The 16,284-nt window shown below is 43.1% G+C and carries 12 protein-coding genes and 2 pseudogenes; 9 read left to right on the plus strand and 5 right to left on the minus strand.

Annotated elements, in window-relative coordinates; all coding sequences use genetic code 11:
- Window positions 1-116, plus strand: a 116-nt coding sequence (locus tag ACEO2X_RS11115; RefSeq protein WP_180006011.1) for a transposase, incomplete at its 5' end; no start/stop codon positions are given.
- 197 nt (window positions 117-313) lie between these two features.
- Window positions 314-861 (plus strand): annotated as a pseudogene (locus ACEO2X_RS11120) (IS66 family transposase); the annotation flags it as partial.
- A 239-nt stretch (window positions 862-1,100) separates the two neighbouring features.
- On the opposite strand, the gene ilvC reads toward ACEO2X_RS11120, so the two are convergent.
- The 3 genes from ilvC to ACEO2X_RS11135 form a co-directional block, all read right to left on the minus strand.
- Entirely contained in the window at window positions 1,101-2,117 is a 1,017-nt protein-coding gene (gene ilvC / locus ACEO2X_RS11125; RefSeq protein ID WP_004974988.1) for a ketol-acid reductoisomerase, read from the minus strand.
- Between the two features lie 124 nt (window positions 2,118-2,241).
- On the minus strand, window positions 2,242-2,733 hold the full coding sequence (gene ilvN / locus ACEO2X_RS11130) for an acetolactate synthase small subunit (RefSeq protein WP_004974986.1): 492 nt from the start codon (window positions 2,731-2,733) through the stop codon (window positions 2,242-2,244).
- Window positions 2,730-4,457, minus strand: a complete 1,728-nt coding sequence (locus tag ACEO2X_RS11135) for an acetolactate synthase 3 large subunit (protein ID WP_004974985.1) — start codon at window positions 4,455-4,457, stop codon at window positions 2,730-2,732. The genes ilvN and ACEO2X_RS11135 overlap by 4 nt, the downstream gene beginning before the upstream one ends.
- A gap of 726 nt (window positions 4,458-5,183) precedes the next feature.
- Here ACEO2X_RS11135 and ACEO2X_RS11140 point away from each other — a divergent pair.
- The 4 genes from ACEO2X_RS11140 to holA all read left to right on the plus strand — a co-directional run bounded on the left by ACEO2X_RS11140 (window position 5,184) and on the right by holA (window position 10,084).
- Window positions 5,184-5,555, plus strand: coding sequence for a DUF4124 domain-containing protein (locus tag ACEO2X_RS11140; RefSeq protein WP_371972042.1), 372 nt, complete (start codon window positions 5,184-5,186; stop codon window positions 5,553-5,555).
- Window positions 5,556-5,685: 130 nt separating this feature from the next.
- Window positions 5,686-8,307, plus strand: coding sequence for a leucine--tRNA ligase (gene leuS, locus ACEO2X_RS11145; protein ID WP_371972039.1), 2,622 nt, complete (start codon window positions 5,686-5,688; stop codon window positions 8,305-8,307).
- Window positions 8,308-8,533: 226 nt separating this feature from the next.
- Window positions 8,534-9,064, plus strand: a complete 531-nt coding sequence (gene lptE, locus ACEO2X_RS11150; RefSeq protein ID WP_180186958.1) for an LPS assembly lipoprotein LptE — start codon at window positions 8,534-8,536, stop codon at window positions 9,062-9,064.
- A gap of 21 nt (window positions 9,065-9,085) precedes the next feature.
- Complete coding sequence (gene holA / locus ACEO2X_RS11155) at window positions 9,086-10,084, plus strand: DNA polymerase III subunit delta (protein WP_371972040.1); 999 nt, start codon at window positions 9,086-9,088, stop codon at window positions 10,082-10,084.
- Between the two features lie 50 nt (window positions 10,085-10,134).
- On the opposite strand, the gene ACEO2X_RS11160 is transcribed toward holA, so the two are convergent.
- Complete coding sequence (locus ACEO2X_RS11160) at window positions 10,135-10,584, minus strand: bacteriohemerythrin (protein WP_371972041.1); 450 nt, start codon at window positions 10,582-10,584, stop codon at window positions 10,135-10,137.
- Window positions 10,585-10,998: 414 nt separating this feature from the next.
- Here ACEO2X_RS11160 and ACEO2X_RS11165 point away from each other — a divergent pair, with 414 nt between their 5' ends.
- The 3 genes from ACEO2X_RS11165 to ACEO2X_RS11175 are packed head-to-tail and all read left to right on the plus strand — an operon-like array spanning window position 10,999 to window position 15,767.
- Entirely contained in the window at window positions 10,999-12,333 is a 1,335-nt protein-coding gene (locus ACEO2X_RS11165; RefSeq protein ID WP_167846284.1) for an efflux RND transporter periplasmic adaptor subunit, read from the plus strand.
- A 1-nt stretch (window position 12,334) separates the two neighbouring features.
- Entirely contained in the window at window positions 12,335-14,308 is a 1,974-nt protein-coding gene (locus ACEO2X_RS11170; RefSeq protein WP_178867558.1) for a MacB family efflux pump subunit, read from the plus strand.
- Between the two features lie 22 nt (window positions 14,309-14,330).
- Window positions 14,331-15,767, plus strand: coding sequence for an efflux transporter outer membrane subunit (locus ACEO2X_RS11175; protein ID WP_004974963.1), 1,437 nt, complete (start codon window positions 14,331-14,333; stop codon window positions 15,765-15,767).
- Between the two features lie 96 nt (window positions 15,768-15,863).
- On the opposite strand, the pseudogene ACEO2X_RS11180 reads toward ACEO2X_RS11175, so the two are convergent.
- Window positions 15,864-16,142, minus strand: a pseudogene (locus ACEO2X_RS11180) (sensor histidine kinase); the annotation flags it as partial.
- Window positions 16,143-16,284: the final 142 nt, after the last annotated feature.

The following is a 16,284-nucleotide window of genomic DNA, read 5'->3' on the forward strand; positions in this document are numbered from 1 at the left end:
ACTTGAGAGGGAATTATACAAAACCTGTTTTATGGTCAAGATCATATTTTGCAGGGTCTTGTGGTGGTGCGCCTTTGGAAATAATCAAACAATATATTCAGAATCAACAAGGTTGAAATTTGTGAAATTCACCTCCACCCTGACTGACGGGTGGAGTCCTCTTTCACTTGGAGATAGATTGACCTTGTTGATGAAGTATTTGGATTGTCACTGCTTGCTCCAAAGTTAACATGTTGAGCAGTCCAAAAAGACCACTATATTAACCAAGGGGGTCAATTTTCAAATGCTGTTGGGGGGTCATTTTTACATTGCCGCTAACAGTAAATTCCATGAACTACATGTGACCGGGAAAAGTCAGGTCGCTGAACAGGCATTAGTGCTGATTCAGAAACTGTATGCGATAGAAGCAGAACTCAGGAAAAAGACCGATGGTACAGCGGAAGACCGCCGCGAATACCGACAACAGCATAGTCAACCAGTGATGCAACAACTATATGAATGGCTCAACCAACATCATCTGACGGTGCCATCGAGTTCTCCCACCGCCAAGGCCATCAATTACACTCTGAAGCGTTGGCCAGCTTTAAGCCGCTATTTGGATGATGGCAATCTACCGATTTGCAATAATTGGGTAGAGAATCAAATGCGACCTTGGGCCTTAGGGCGCAAGAACTGGCTGTTTGCTGGCTCGCTGCGCAGCGGCCAGCGAGCGGCGAATATCATGACTTTAATCCAGTCAGCAAAGCTGAATGGCTTGGATCCGTATGCCTATTTAAGTGATGTGCTGAAAAGGCTGCCGACGCATAAAGCGACCCAAATAGAAGAATTACGCCACATCGCTGGAAATCCAACTCAAATTAAAAAATAGGCATGGGGTTCAGCGGACGCTTACAGCGCAAGGAGTGAAAACACAGTTCTGAGCGAAGCGCAAGGCACGTAACATCCTTTACTTCACTCATAAAAAACCCTTATATACAATAAGGGTTTTTTAAAGATTAAACTAAAACTTAGTTTTTCTCTTTGTCTACGATTTTGTTTGCTTGGATCCAAGGTACGAAAGAAAAGTAAAGCACTGCTTTACTTTTCTTAAGGCGCGTAACTTAGTTCTTTTCTTTGTCTACGATTTTGTTTGCTTGGATCCAAGGCATCATCGCACGTAACTTGTTACCCGTTACTTCAATACCGTGAGCCGCGTTTTGACGACGACGAGCAGTCATTGATGGGTAGTTCAACGCACCTTCTTGGATGAACATTTTCGCATATTCACCAGATTGAATACGTTTAAGTGCATTGCGCATTGCTTCACGTGATTGTTCGTTAATCACTTCAGTACCCGTTACATACTCGCCATATTCAGCGTTGTTAGATACTGAATAGTTCATGTCAGCGATACCGCCTTCGAACATCAAGTCAACGATCAATTTAAGCTCGTGTAAGCATTCGAAGTAAGCCATTTCTGGTGCATAACCAGCTTCAACAAGAGTTTCGAAGCCCATTTTAACCAATTCAACAGCACCACCACAAAGAACTGCTTGCTCACCAAATAAGTCAGTTTCAGTTTCTTCACGGAAAGAAGTTTCGATGATACCTGTACGACCACCACCTACACCTGAAGCGTAAGAAAGTGCAACGTTACGTGCATTACCAGAAGCATCTTGATGAATCGCGATAAGATCAGGAACACCTGAACCACGTTGGAATTCAGAACGTACAGTGTGACCAGGTGCTTTAGGTGCAACCATGATTACATCTAAGTCTGCACGTGGAACAACTTGGTTATAAAGTACAGAGAAGCCGTGAGCAAATGCTAAAGTTGCGCCTTGCTTGATGTTTGGCTCAATCACGTCACGATAAAGTTGTGATTGGAACTCATCTGGAGTCAAAATCATAACTAAGTCAGCTTGAGCAACAGCAGCAGGAACTTCAGAAACTTTAAGACCCGAATTTTCAGCTTTTTTCCAAGAAGCAGAACCAGCACGTAAACCTACAGTTACGTCTACGCCAGAATCTTTAAGGTTAAGCGCGTGCGCGTGACCTTGTGAACCGTAACCAATGATCGCTACTTTCTTAGATTGAATGATAGATAAGTCGCAGTCTTTATCGTAAAAAATTTGCATTGCTGTCTCCGCTAAAATGCTTAGGATTCCTATCTTACTCAAGTACTTGTCTATTCAGTACTTCAGTAAGCTCTCCATCCTTTGAGATGGAATGAATTCGATGAATAAAATTAACTAAATTCAGTTAAATGGTTAAAACTTTTTCGCCGCGTGCGATACCTGACACACCTGAACGCACAACTTCTAAAATGGTGTTTTCAGCAATCGCGTCAATAAAACCATCTAATTTTTCAGTTGTACCCGCAAGCTGCACCGTATAAGTTGTTGGTGTGACATCCACAATTTGACCACGGAAGATGTCTGCAGTACGTTTAATTTCAGCACGTGCAGCACCCGATGCTTTGACTTTAATCAGCATCAATTCGCGTTCAATATGCGGGCCTTCTGACAGGTCGACCACTTTAACCACTTCAACCAATTTATTCAGTTGTTTGGTGATTTGCTCAATTTTATGATCATCACCATACGTGGTCAGTGTTAAACGTGAAAGCGTTGGGTCTTCGGTTGGTGCAACGTTTAAAGTCTCAATGTTATAACCACGCTGAGAAAATAAACCCACTAAACGAGAAAGCGCACCTGATTCGTTTTCAACGAGAACGGAAATAATGTGTCTCATTCTGTGCGCTCCCCTTTACCTAACCACATATCTTTCATGGATTGACCCGCAATTTGCATCGGATAAACGTGCTCTGTACGGTCAACCATTACGTTAATGAATACGCATTTGTCATTAATCGCCATCGCTTCTGCAAGCTTAGACTCAAGCTCATCGGCATGGTTAATTTGAATACCAACGTGACCATAAGCTTCCATCAATTTAGGGAAGTCAGGCAATGAGTCAACATAAGAACTTGAGTGACGACCTTCATAGTTCATGTCTTGCCATTGTTTAACCATACCTAAAGCTTGGTTATTCAAGCATAAGATCTTAACGTTTAAACCATATTGCTTACAGGTAGAAAGCTCTTGGATACACATCTGAATCGATGCTTCACCCGTGATACATACAACCTGTTGATCTGGATACGCCAGTTTAGCCGCCATAGCATACGGTAAACCTACGCCCATTGTACCCAAACCACCAGAGTTCAACCATTGACGTGGACGCTTGTACTTATAGTAGTTCGCGCCAAACATTTGGTGCTGACCTACGTCAGAAGTAATGATCGCATCACCATTGGTCACTTTGTCTAATGCTTCAACTACTTGTTGTGGCTTCATGCTGCCATCAGTTGGCTTATCATATTTCAGACCATGGACTTTGCGCCATTCATTGATCTGATTCCACCACGCAGCAATTGCTTCTGGGTTTGGCTTAGACACATTTAATTGCTTCAATTGAACCAACATTTCCTGAAGTACAGGTTCAACCGCACCTACAATTGGAATGTGCGCCATGATAGTTTTTGAAATGGTCGCAGGGTCAATGTCAATATGAATGACTTTGGCATTTGGACAGAATTTTGCAGGGTTATTGGTTACACGGTCATCAAAACGCGCACCAATACATAAAATCACATCGGCATTGTGCATGGTCATATTGGCTTCATACGTACCATGCATACCCAACATACCAATAAATTGTGGATCATTACCTGGGAACGCGCCCAAGCCCATCAATGTGTTGGTTACAGGGAAACCTAAAATGTGTGCAAGTTCAGTCAATTGCTCAGATGCATTGCCTTGAACCACGCCACCGCCTGAATAAATAACAGGGCGTTTTGCATTCAACAATTCATCAATTGCTTTACGAATTTGACCTGAGTGACCACGATGCGGTGGCTGATACGAACGCATCTTCACTTTTTCTGGATATTCGTAAGCAAATTTTTCCGCTGGGTTGGTTGCATCCTTTGGAATATCAACCACAACAGGACCCGGACGGCCTGAAGATGCAATATAGAAAGCCTTCTTAATCACTGAAGGAATTTCACTTGCATGGCGCACTTGGAAACTGTGTTTTACAATCGGACGTGAAATACCCACCATATCGGTTTCTTGGAAGGCATCTTCACCAATTAAGTGTGTTGCAACCTGACCAGACAAAATCACCATTGGGATTGAGTCCATATACGCAGTTGCAATTGGAGTTACTGTGTTGGTTGCACCAGGACCTGAAGTCACTAGCACTACACCAGTTTTACCTGTTACGCGCGAGTAGGCATCTGCCATATGACCAGCAGCTTGCTCATGGCGCACGAGGTAATGATTAATTTTGTCTTGTTGAAAGAACGCATCGTAAATATGAAGTACTGCGCCGCCTGGGTATCCAAAAACATGCTCAACGCCTTCGTCCGCCAATGCGCGAACGAGCATTTCACCACCAGATAAAAGTTCCAACGTGATTCACCCTAGTCTTGTCACTGCAAAATGGGAGACACCTGCAGTGTTTTGTTCATTAATTCCTGCACTGTTATAGCACACATATTTCATAGTTTTCATGGCAATAGGAAAAATTTCTGATCTGATTACCGTATAAGCAATATGAGATCTAAAATGTGTTGGGGTAAACACATTTTATAAGCTTTGTTCAGCTTCTCGGCTAGAGAAGTTGCCCATTGCATGACATGACACTTATTCGAAGGGTGATCGATCTAAGGCACATAAAACTAAAGTGTGCATTTTTGTAGTTTACCCGACTAAAGTCAAGTTTAAAAATCGGCTTTTTCTGCTTTATTTATAAACTGGGCATTTTTTACGCTTTGTGTCATCCATCACAATTTAATCCCAAGCCCAATATTTCCATATAAAACAAATAACTTCAGATATTTGCTGAATTTTTTATAATTTTTTCATATCAGATACATAAAAATAAAGAATGAATTAAAAAATATATAAATCGCTTGGTTATGATTCAGCAACGCATTTCAGCTTATTTTAACTCGCAAATTGGCAAGCCAATGCTCCAATTTTAAATAGGCGATATTGCAGATAAAAATCATCAAAAATTGTCAATAAATCCTAGCTTAATGGGTAATTATTGCTAAAATTTAGCCAACATGATTTTTGTAATTGGTTTTCTGCCATTTACCTTTTTGCTCAGGACTTCCAAACATGAAAACACCAATGATCCGCTTGAGTTGTCTTTCTGCTAGCTTGATTTTAATTTTTGCCACCAGTGCCGTTTCTGCAAAACAATATTACAAGTGGGTCGATGCAAATGGTTCAACCCATTACACCACAACACCGCCACCAAAAACTGCCAAGAAAAAAGGTAAAGTCGATACCTATGGCTGGAGAAACTCAGCACCGACTGTTGCCACTCCTGCAAATCCTGCTGACAACCCTGCACCTACTGCTGCAAATGCAACAAACCAACAAGCGACACCAACCGCAAATCATCCTGCAGGAAATCCAGCTATGGATCAGCAACAACGTGAAGCCAATGCAGCTTTAAATCAGGCACAACAAGAACGTGCCAACCCACAAGTTTTTTAAGTTTTAAGCCACAAAGTGCGACTCGCTTAAATTTTCCTGCACAATCCAGCGCGCAAAATTCAATTTAGCTGCATTTTGCGCTATGCTGTGTGACACACTTTTTTTAACCGTTTATTCCTGATTTAACCTTATGACTACTCACATTGACCCTGAATATCAAGCCAGTGCGATTGAACCCCAAGTCCAAAGCGACTGGGAATCTCGTAAAGCCTTTAAAGTTGCCGACACAGTCGAAGGTCCACATCGTTATATCCTCTCGATGTTCCCTTACCCAAGCGGCAAACTGCACATGGGTCACGTGCGTAACTACACCATTGGTGATGTAATTAGCCGTTTTCACCGTTTAAAAGGTGAAACAGTCTTACAACCTATGGGTTGGGATGCTTTTGGTTTACCTGCTGAAAACGCAGCGATTGCGCATCAGGTTGCCCCAGCTAAATGGACTTTTGAAAATATCGCCTACATGCGCGACCAATTGAAAAAACTAGGTTTGGCAGTAGATTGGGATCGTGAATTTGCCACTTGCACCCCAGAGTATTACCACTGGGAACAATGGTTATTCGTGCAACTGTATAAAAAAGGGTTAATTTATCGCAAACTCTCGACAGTCAACTGGGATCCTGTCGATCAAACAGTTTTGGCCAATGAACAGGTCGAAAATGGTCGTGGTTGGCGTTCAGGTGCATTGGTAGAAAAACGCGATATTCCAATGTACTACTTCCGCATTACCGATTATGCCCAAGAATTATTAGACGATTTAGAAACTTTAAAAGATGGTTGGCCACAGCAAGTCTTGACCATGCAGCGCAACTGGATTGGGCGTTCGCAAGGGATGGAAATCACATTCCCATCGGCAAATCCTGAAATTTATGCAGATGGTCTGACTGTATTTACAACGCGTGCTGACACGTTAATGGGTGCAACTTATGTGGCTGTTGCTGCAGAACATCCAATGGCGTTAAAAGCAGCAGAAAATAATTCACAATTAAAAGCCTTTATTGAAGAATGCCGCATGGGTTCTGTGGCAGAAGCTGACCTTGCCACTGCCGAAAAAAAAGGTATGGCGACTGGCTTGTTTGTGAAGCATCCAGTAACGGGTAAAGAATTGCCAGTGTGGATTGCCAACTATGTGTTGATGTCTTACGGTTCTGGTGCGGTGATGGCTGTACCTTCGCACGATGAGCGTGATTTTGAGTTTGCCAATAAATTCCAATTGCCAATTATTCAGGTGATTGATGCCAAAGGTGCAGACGATGCGGACTTTGACACAACCCAATGGCAAGAATGGTACGGTTCTAAAGAAGGTAAACTGGTCAATTCAGGCGAATTTGATGGTTTAGATTTCCAAGCGGCTTTTGATGCACTTTTAGCGAAATTAGAGCCACAAGGTTTAGCCAACGTAAAAGTACAATTCCGTTTACGTGACTGGGGTGTTTCACGCCAACGTTACTGGGGTTGCCCAATTCCAATGATCAACTGTGAAAAATGTGGACAAGTTCCAGTTCCAGAAGATCAACTTCCTGTCATTTTACCTACCGATGTTGTGCCAGATGGCTCAGGCAATCCGTTAAATAAAATGCCTGAATTCTATCAAACCACTTGCCCATGCTGTGGTGGCGAAGCACGTCGTGAAACCGATACCTTAGATACTTTTGTAGAGTCATCTTGGTATTACGCACGTTACGCATCTCCAGACTTTACAGGTGGCATGGTCAAGCCTGAAGCTGCACAAACTTGGTTGCCAGTCAATCAATATATTGGTGGTGTAGAACACGCCATCTTGCACTTATTGTACGCGCGTTTCTTCCACAAACTTATGCGTGATGAAGGCGTGGTACAAGGCAATGAACCATTTACCAACTTACTGACCCAAGGTATGGTCTTGGCTGACACCTTCTATCGCGAAGCAGAAAGCGGCAAGAAAACTTGGTTCAACCCTGCCGATATTGAGCTTGAAAAAGACGAAAAAGGTCGTGTTCTTTCTGCAAAATACATGGGCGATGGTCAAGCTGTGATTGTTGGCGGTCAGGAAAAAATGTCGAAATCGAAAAATAACGGCATCGACCCGCAAGCCATTATTGACCAATACGGCGCAGATACTGCACGTGTATTTATGATGTTCGCAGCACCACCTGATCAGTCTTTAGAATGGTCAGATGCAGGTGTAGAAGGTGCTAACCGCTTCTTAAAACGTGTATGGCGTTTGGCGGCAGGCTTCCTTGAAAAAGGCAGCAATGCAACGACTATTGAAAGCAGCAAACTTGCCACAGCAGCGCAGGACTTACGTCGCAAAACCCATGAAACCATTCAAAAAGTGGGCGATGATATTGAGCGTCGTCATGCATTCAACACTGCAATTGCAGCCTTGATGGAACTCTTGAATGCGTGCAACAAGTTTGAAGCACAAGATGAGCAAGACCTCGCCGTTGAGCGTGAAGCGATTGTGACCTTATTAACCTTGCTTGCACCTTTTGCACCACACTTAAGCCAGACTTTATTGGCACAGTTCGGAATTGAGTTAACTTCAACCCTCTTCCCAACCGTAGATGAGTCTGCCTTAACCCGCAACACACAAACGATTGTGGTGCAAGTCAATGGTAAATTACGTGGCAAGCTAGATGTGGCTGTGGACGCTTCTAAAGAGGACATCCTTGCACTGGCCAAAGCTTTACCAGAAGTACAACCTTTCTTGACTGGCCCAACCAAGAAAGAAATTGTAGTACCAAATAAGTTAGTGAATTTGGTGGTTTAAATCCTTAAGTTCCATCTCCTTTTAGGAGAGGGCTAGAGAGAGGTAAATATATAACCCCTCATCCTCTTGCGGAATATATTCCTCATCCCAGAGGGAGAAGGAACTTTCTGAAGGATTTCACAATTTCCAAACAAAGCCCGTTGTCAGTCAACGGGCTTTGCACCTACAATCAAGATATTCTCAACTTCCGCTTTTAAACTTTCAAGAATATTACAGAGGACAGCACATGCACTTTAGCCAACGTCTAGCAGTCATTGTTTTAACTTGTGGACTCAGTACTGGCTTAGTCGGCTGTGGTTTTCATCTTAAAGGCACCAATCCAAGCATTGCACCTGTGGCTTATTCAAAAATGAGTCTGGCTTTACCGAGCAATACTGAAGAATTAGAAGAAAAACTTTCCATTCACATGGGTACAGCGGGCGTACAACTCAGCAATGACCCTAATGCCTATGTACTGCGTGTACTTGACTATACGCCACGTCGCTTGGAATTGAATGGCAAACTGGTAGAAACCTTATTACGTTTGAGTGTGACTTTCCGTATTGAAGATGCGCAAGGCAACCCGATCACCGAACCTCGTACCGTCATGGCAACGCGCAGTTATCAATACGATGTCGCAACTGTGAATACCGATGATCAGGAACAAAAATTCTTAAAAGAAGTCATTATTGATGATGTAGCACAGCAAATTGTGCGTCAAATTTCATCTAATCGTTTACCTTTGGTCAATCCACCTGTGTATTCAAACCCTAAATAAGTTTTCGAGTGCGATTTTTTTATGAAACTTGACTATCTACAAGCCCTCAAACGTGTCGATGAAGCACGCGGCGCATGGATTTTGCATGGTCAAGAACCCTTACTCGAACAAAACTTGTTGGATGCTTTTCGTGCCAGTTGGCAAAAACAGGATATTGAACGTCAGCGTTATGATTTAAATAGCGTTAGCGATTGGAAAAATGTATTCAATGCCTTAAACAGTCTGTCACTGTTTTCGAGTCAATTGGCGGTTGAAGTACACGGCAATATCAAGCCCGATGCCAGCACACTAAAACAACTGAAAAGTTATATTCAGCACAATGAACAAAACTTGCTGTTGGTAGTGATGCCAAAACAGGACAGCAATAGCCTGAAATCCAGTTTTTTTCAGTTGATTGATGCCAATGGGGTCAATGTTGCACTCACGGCGAATTATCCTAAAGATCGGCAGCAGATTTTAGGTTTGGAAGCAGAAAAGCTTGGCATTCAATTAGGACATGATGCGTGGCAATGGTTGGAACAACACCATGAACACAACCTTTTGGCTGCCAAAAACAGCTTGATGCGGGTCAGTGACACCTTTCCTGAAATTCAGCAGATTCAGATTGAACATTTACATGCCTGTTTACAAGATCAATCTCGTTATAGCACTTATGATTTAAATGATGCTTTACTGACGGGAAATCTAGCGCAAGCTATGAAAATTTTTCAATACCTCATGGCTTCGGGTGAAGCCATGAGTTTAATTTTGTGGAGCATCAGCAAAGAAATGCGCCTGCTGATGCAATTATTTGAACAACCACAAAATGCTTTGCAACTGGGTATCTGGAAAAACAAAGTCAGTGTTTATCAGCAAGCTTTGCGACGTTTAAATCCAAATAGTTTCTTGCAATGGCCCGCCCTGTTATTGCGTATTGATGCCGCTATAAAAGGGATGTCCAAGGAAAACCCTGAACATCTGGTGCTACAAGCCATTACAGAACTATGTGGTAAAACACTGTTCGCTTCTCACTCGGCTTAATTTAGCAGACTTCATTAAATAAATTTTAAAGTCAGCCACTTATCGCAAGATTAGCTAAAGAAACGTGCAAACCAACTTTTACCTTTTTTCTGCTCCTGCGAACGCAAATAATGCAGCATATTGTCACGTACTGCATCGACATAATCCTGATCATCATGCTGAATATGGTTAATCAACCATTTAGACAATAAACGATACAAGTCATGTTCTACCGATTCGCCATTGGCAAAACGTTGACGGCAATCATTCAAACGCTTCACAAAGAGTTCGTGAATACCGCGATGCGATGGTAAGTATTGATAATTGACCTGTGACAACAAGTTTTCTTCAAAGCTAAAATGCGATTGCGTATAGTCAATCAAGTCATCCAAGACTTCTTTGATTTTCTCCCGCGCACCTGTCGCTCGTATTTTTTCCAGCGCATTAATATAGTCCAGAATTTGTCGATGTTGATTGTCAATCACATCAATTCCAATATTAAATTTCTCACTCCATTCCATGATTTACCCCTCAGATTTTTTGCTTAAAGTCGTGTTTTATTGCATCGTCCCGATGCCGTATTATCCTAATGATTAAATCCATAATTATTTTATGGAATTTGATACTAGCCGCTTTTAATTTTTAAATCCATATAGAAAATAAGGTTTTTTAAGCAACTTAGACCATAGTTGTATTTTTCAGCATTTATCATAAAAATTCATAAAATTATCATAGAGATGAAACCAACTATCCCACCTCGTTAACAGATGCTATTTTCACTTTTTTATGGATGTAATACCGTACTCAGACTGTATTAAATCTAGCTCAAACCACTAATAAATAATTCTCATTTGCAATTTCTTTAAAAAATTCACGATTTATCCTTATTTCACTTCTATAATCCTTTTAATTTCTTTTTTTCTGTTTTTTGACTCATGCCAAAAATAAAATCGACCAAACTTATTGCGGGAATTATCATTGCGCTAATGCTGGCACTTGCCGCTTGGTATTTTTTAAAACCGAAAGAACAACAACCGCAATACATTACTGCCGAAGTAAGTCGTGGAGATATTGAAAGTGCGGTGTTGGCAACAGGCGTACTTGAAGCCACCAAAATGGTCAGCGTTGGTGCGCAAGTTTCGGGTCAAGTCAAAAAAATGTATGTTCAGTTAGGCGATCAGGTCAAACAGGGACAGTTGATTGCCCAAATTGACTCTGTACGACAGGAAAACGAGTTTAAAACAGCACAAGCCAGCATTAAAAACCAACAGGCACAATTGGCGGTTCGACAAGCTAATCTTGCTAAAGTCGCAGCAGAATATCAGCGTCAACAAGCCATGTATGCGCAAGATGCGACCTCACGTGCCGAACTTGAAACTGCCTTAGCCAACTATAAAACTTCGCAAGCAGAAATTGCTGCCATTAACGCTCAAATTGAACAGTCACGCCTAACTTTAGACACGTCTAAAGAAAATTTAGGTTATACCCGTATTCTTGCCCCAATGGATGGCACTGTCGTCGCAATTGTGACCGAAGAAGGTCAAACCGTGAACGCCAATCAAAGTGCGCCCACGATTGTTAAATTAGCCAAACTTGACACCATGACTGTAAAAGCAGAAATTTCTGAAGCGGATGTAATGAAGGTCGAAGAGGGACAAACGGTCTATTTCACCACCTTGGGCAACAGTGAGAAAAAACATTACGCTACTTTACGTCAGGTAGAACCTGCACCCAAATCCATCAATACCGAAAGCAATAACAATACGTCATCATCTTCAAGTTCTGCCGTGTACTACAACGCTTTATTTGACGTACCAAATGAAGACGGCAAGCTACGCATCAATATGACCGCACAAGTGTCCATTGTTTTGGCAGAGGCACGCAATGTGCTGACCATTCCTGCTGCTGCGGTACAAGGTGCAAACCGTTCACGCAGTCGTGGCAACAGCAATAATTCTGACAGCAACGCACGTGCTGAGCGCGACAATACCGATGCCAGTTCTGCCAAACGCCCTGCCCGTTTGGAATTGACTGCCAATGAAAAAGCCTTGATTGATCAAGGTAAAGCCTCTTTAGGCATGGTACGTGTACTGCAAGCCGATGGCTCAGCTCGACCTCAATCGGTATTGCTTGGCTTAAATAACCGTGCAACAGTACAAGTCATTCGTGGCTTAAAACTGGGCGATCAAGTCATTATTGCCGATGGCTCCGATACCTCAAACGATGCGGCGAAGCGTGGTGGTCGTGTTGGCCCATCAGTGAGAATGTAAGATGAGTCAGTCACAACCTCTGTTAGAGGTCACCAATCTGACCCGTGAATTCCCTGCGGGTGAATCTACAGTGCAGATTCTCAAAGGCATTGACCTGAAGATCTACCCAGGTGAATTGGTTGCCATTGTAGGTCAGTCGGGTTCAGGGAAATCCACTCTCATGAATATTTTGGGCTGTCTGGATCAACCCACCACTGGCAGCTATAAAGTCAAAGGACGTGAAACCCGACAACTTGAAGCCGATGAACTGGCACAGCTACGTCGTGAATATTTTGGTTTTATTTTCCAGCGCTATCACTTATTGGGTGATTTAAGCGCTGCGGGCAACGTCGAAGTGCCTGCAATTTATGCAGGTGCCGATGTTGAAGAACGACAAACTCGCGCAACTGCGCTGCTCAGTGATTTAGGTCTAGCCGATAAAACCCAAAACCGCCCAAGTCAGCTTTCAGGTGGGCAACAACAACGTGTATCCATTGCACGTGCCTTGATGAATGGTGGCGATGTGATTCTTGCCGATGAACCCACAGGTGCACTCGACAAGAATAGCGGTATTGAAGTGATGCGGATTTTGCGTGAGCTGAATGCCAAAGGTCACACCATCATCTTGGTCACACATGACCATAATGTCGCTAAAAATGCCACACGGATTATTGAAATCAGTGATGGGCTTATTATTTCTGATCAGCCCAACACACCTGCCGATCAGGATGATATTACTCAACAAACCTTGCAACATCCGCCACAAAAAAGAACTTCAGCTTGGCGCTCTGTATTTGATCGTTTAGGTGAAGCCTTCCGCATGGCGCTACTGGCGATGAATGCACATCGCATGCGCACCTTTTTAACCATGCTCGGGATTATTATCGGGATCGCTTCGGTTGTATCTGTTGTGGCACTGGGCAATGGTTCACAGAAACAAATTTTAGAAAACATCAGCAGTTTAGGCACCAATACCATCACCGTGTTTCAAGGGCGTGGTTTTGGTGATACCTCGCGCTCATCTCAGCTTAAAACCCTAATTCCTGCCGATGCCGATGCTTTGGCAGAACAACCTTATGTGGATGGGGTCAGCCCATCGGTCAATAGCAACGTCACAGTACGTTTTAAAGACACCGAGGCTTCTGCCACAGTCAATGGTGTGAGCGAAGACTTTTTCTATGTGCGCGGCATGAACTTCCAGTCGGGTCAGCCTTTTGACAAACACAGCGTGCTGGAACAAGCGCAAGATGTGGTGATTGATCACAACACCAAAAATACATTTTTTAGTGATGGCAGCAACCCTGTCGGGCAAGTAATTTTATTGGGCAGCGTACCCAGCCGTATTATTGGCGTGGTCGAAGAACAAAAAAGCATGATGGGCAATGCCGACAGCTTAAATGTGTATTTGCCCTACTCTACGGTAATGAGCCGCATGCTTGGCCAAAGCCATGTGCGCAGCATTATTGTACGAGTCAAAGATGAATATCCAAGTGCTGCAGCAGAAAATGCCATCCTAAGTCTGTTGGTACAGCGTCATGGTGCGCAGGATGTATTTACTCAAAATGCCGACAGTATCCGTGAAACCATCCAACAAACTACCGCCACCATGACCTTACTGGTTTCTGCTATTGCAGTGATTTCACTGGTGGTCGGTGGAATTGGCGTAATGAACATCATGTTGGTCTCTGTCACAGAACGCACCCAAGAAATTGGGGTACGCATGGCAGTCGGCGCACGACAAAGCGATATTTTGCAGCAATTTTTAATTGAAGCCATTTTAGTGTGTATTTTAGGCGGTGTACTTGGCGTCTTGCTCGCACTCGGAATTGGGCAATTGATTAATCATGTGGCAGGTGGAACCTTTCAAATGGCGTACTCCACCACCTCGATTGTAGCCGCTTTTGTCTGTTCAAGCCTGATTGGAATTGTGTTCGGTTTTATTCCTGCACGTAATGCTGCCCAACTGAACCCTGTCGATGCGCTATCTAGAGAATAAGGAATTAGAGTAAGGAATGATGATGCGATTTAACCAGAAGTCACGACAATTCAGCCAACTCGTCACTGCGCTTTTTCTTGGCAGCAGCTTAGTGGGTTGTGCAGCCGTAGTCAAAACACCTTATCAGGCACCTGCTGTAAATATTCCTCAACAGTTTGAGCAGCAGCAAAAAAGCCAGCAAGTCCTTGCACAACTAAATACAGACCGTTGGTGGACACTCTTTCACGATGCTGCTTTAAATCAATTGGTTGAACAAGTCTTGGCGCGTAACAGTGACCTCGCGGTTGCAGGACTGAATTTACAACAAGCCAGATTACAAGCCAAACAAAGCCAAAGTCAGCAAGGTGTCCGGATTGGCAATGCAGGTATTTCTACAGGGCATCAATTTAGTTTAGAGGGCAATGGTGATACAGCGCGTGGGATTTCGCTGAATTATCCCGGACTGAGCTATGAATTGGACTTATTCGGTAAACTTGCCAATCAGACTGAAGCTGCACGTTGGGAAGCCTTAGCCACCGAACAAGACTTACAAGCCACCGCACAAAGCCTGATTGCAACCACTGCCAATTTATATTGGCAATTGGGTTATTTAAATGAACGCTATGTTGTCGCACAACAAAACCTTGCCAGTACGCAAAAAACGTATCAATTGGTCAGTGCGCAATATCGCGCGGGTGCAGTTTCAGGATTGGATTTAAACCAAGCCGAACAAGCCCTGCAAAGTCAAAAATCAACCTTGAGCCAAATTGCACAGCAAAAAGTTGAAACACGCACCGCCTTGGCAGTTTTACTGCATCAACCTGTGCAAATGTTGAATATCAATGAACCACAGAGTTTAGCCGCTGTTCGTTTACCGAATATTACTGCTGGCTTACCTGCAGAACTGCTGTCACGTCGTCCCGACTTACGTGCAGCCGAATTACGTTTACGTAAAGCCTTGGCCAATAAAGATGCCAATCGAGCCAGTTATTACCCATCCATCAGTCTTACAGGCACACTCAGTACAGGTGTCGGTACAGGCGCGCATACCTCTTTAAGCGATGCCCTAAAAAACCCAATTGCCACTTTAGGTGCAGGTTTAACCCTGCCATTTTTGCAATGGAATGATATGCAGCGCGATCTAAAAGTGAATGCTTTGGAATATGAAAAAGCCATTGTGCAATATCGACAAACTTTATATAAAGCCTTTGCCGATGTCGAAAATGCACTGTCAGCACGAACCGCGCTGAATCAACAAGTCGCGCTGCAAAGCCGCAATTTAGCACTGGCAGAGAAAACTGAACGCTTAACTGAGGTGCGTTATCGGCATGGTGCGATTGCCTTAAAAAACCTGCTAGATGCACAAGAAACCACCCGCAATGCACGTTTAAGTTTATTGCAGACCAAGCAAAACCAATACAACGCCTATGTGACTTTATTGCAAGCGTTGGGTGGTAGTCCGATTCAAAACATTCAATAATGCAAGAGTTGATCTAAATTGATCACGATAAAAAAAGCCTGTGGATGATTTTAAACATCCACAGGCTTTTGCTTGCTTTGTATATAAACTTTGAAATTAAGTTTTCTCAGATAATAACGCTTCTTTACTTAATACTTGATGGCTACTGGTCGCAATTGGCAAACTGACTTTAAAAGTCGTTCCCACACCTTCTTTCGATTCCACCACAATTTGCCCGTGGTTCAAATCGACAAAACGCTTACACAACACCAAACCTAAACCAATACCCTTTTCACCTGCAGTGCCTTTAAAACTAATAGTAAGTTTAGGCTCGAACAGCGTTTCGAGTTGTTGTGCAGTCATGCCCAAACCCGTATCTTGAATATAAATATCCACACTGGTTTCTGTTTGCTGTTCCTTAAAATGTATTCAAACATACTCAAGGACTAATTCGCACTCTGTTAATGTCTTGTTGCCAAGCGTGTAACTAGAGCCTGAGTCGGTCAGTTCCGACTTGTAGCGGTCAGTCCGTTCTTGC

Origin of the sequence: Acinetobacter sp. AL9 (genome assembly GCF_041464035.1) — a bacterium.
GTDB classification, from domain to species: Bacteria; Pseudomonadota; Gammaproteobacteria; order Pseudomonadales; family Moraxellaceae; genus Acinetobacter; species Acinetobacter towneri.

Excerpts from the sequence above, each read along its gene's own strand:
- ilvC (WP_004974988.1), bottom strand. The coding sequence starts at position 2,117 with ATGCAAATTTTTTACGATAAAGACTGCGACTTATCTATCATTCAATCT.
- ilvN (WP_004974986.1), bottom strand. The coding sequence starts at position 2,733 with ATGAGACACATTATTTCCGTTCTCGTTGAAAACGAATCAGGTGCGCTT.
- ACEO2X_RS11140 (WP_371972042.1), top strand. The coding sequence starts at position 5,184 with ATGATCCGCTTGAGTTGTCTTTCTGCTAGCTTGATTTTAATTTTTGCC.
- leuS (WP_371972039.1), top strand. The coding sequence starts at position 5,686 with ATGACTACTCACATTGACCCTGAATATCAAGCCAGTGCGATTGAACCC.
- lptE (WP_180186958.1), top strand. The coding sequence starts at position 8,534 with ATGCACTTTAGCCAACGTCTAGCAGTCATTGTTTTAACTTGTGGACTC.
- holA (WP_371972040.1), top strand. The coding sequence starts at position 9,086 with ATGAAACTTGACTATCTACAAGCCCTCAAACGTGTCGATGAAGCACGC.
- ACEO2X_RS11160 (WP_371972041.1), bottom strand. The coding sequence starts at position 10,584 with ATGGAATGGAGTGAGAAATTTAATATTGGAATTGATGTGATTGACAAT.
- ACEO2X_RS11165 (WP_167846284.1), top strand. The coding sequence starts at position 10,999 with ATGCCAAAAATAAAATCGACCAAACTTATTGCGGGAATTATCATTGCG.
- ACEO2X_RS11170 (WP_178867558.1), top strand. The coding sequence starts at position 12,335 with ATGAGTCAGTCACAACCTCTGTTAGAGGTCACCAATCTGACCCGTGAA.
- ACEO2X_RS11175 (WP_004974963.1), top strand. The coding sequence starts at position 14,331 with ATGCGATTTAACCAGAAGTCACGACAATTCAGCCAACTCGTCACTGCG.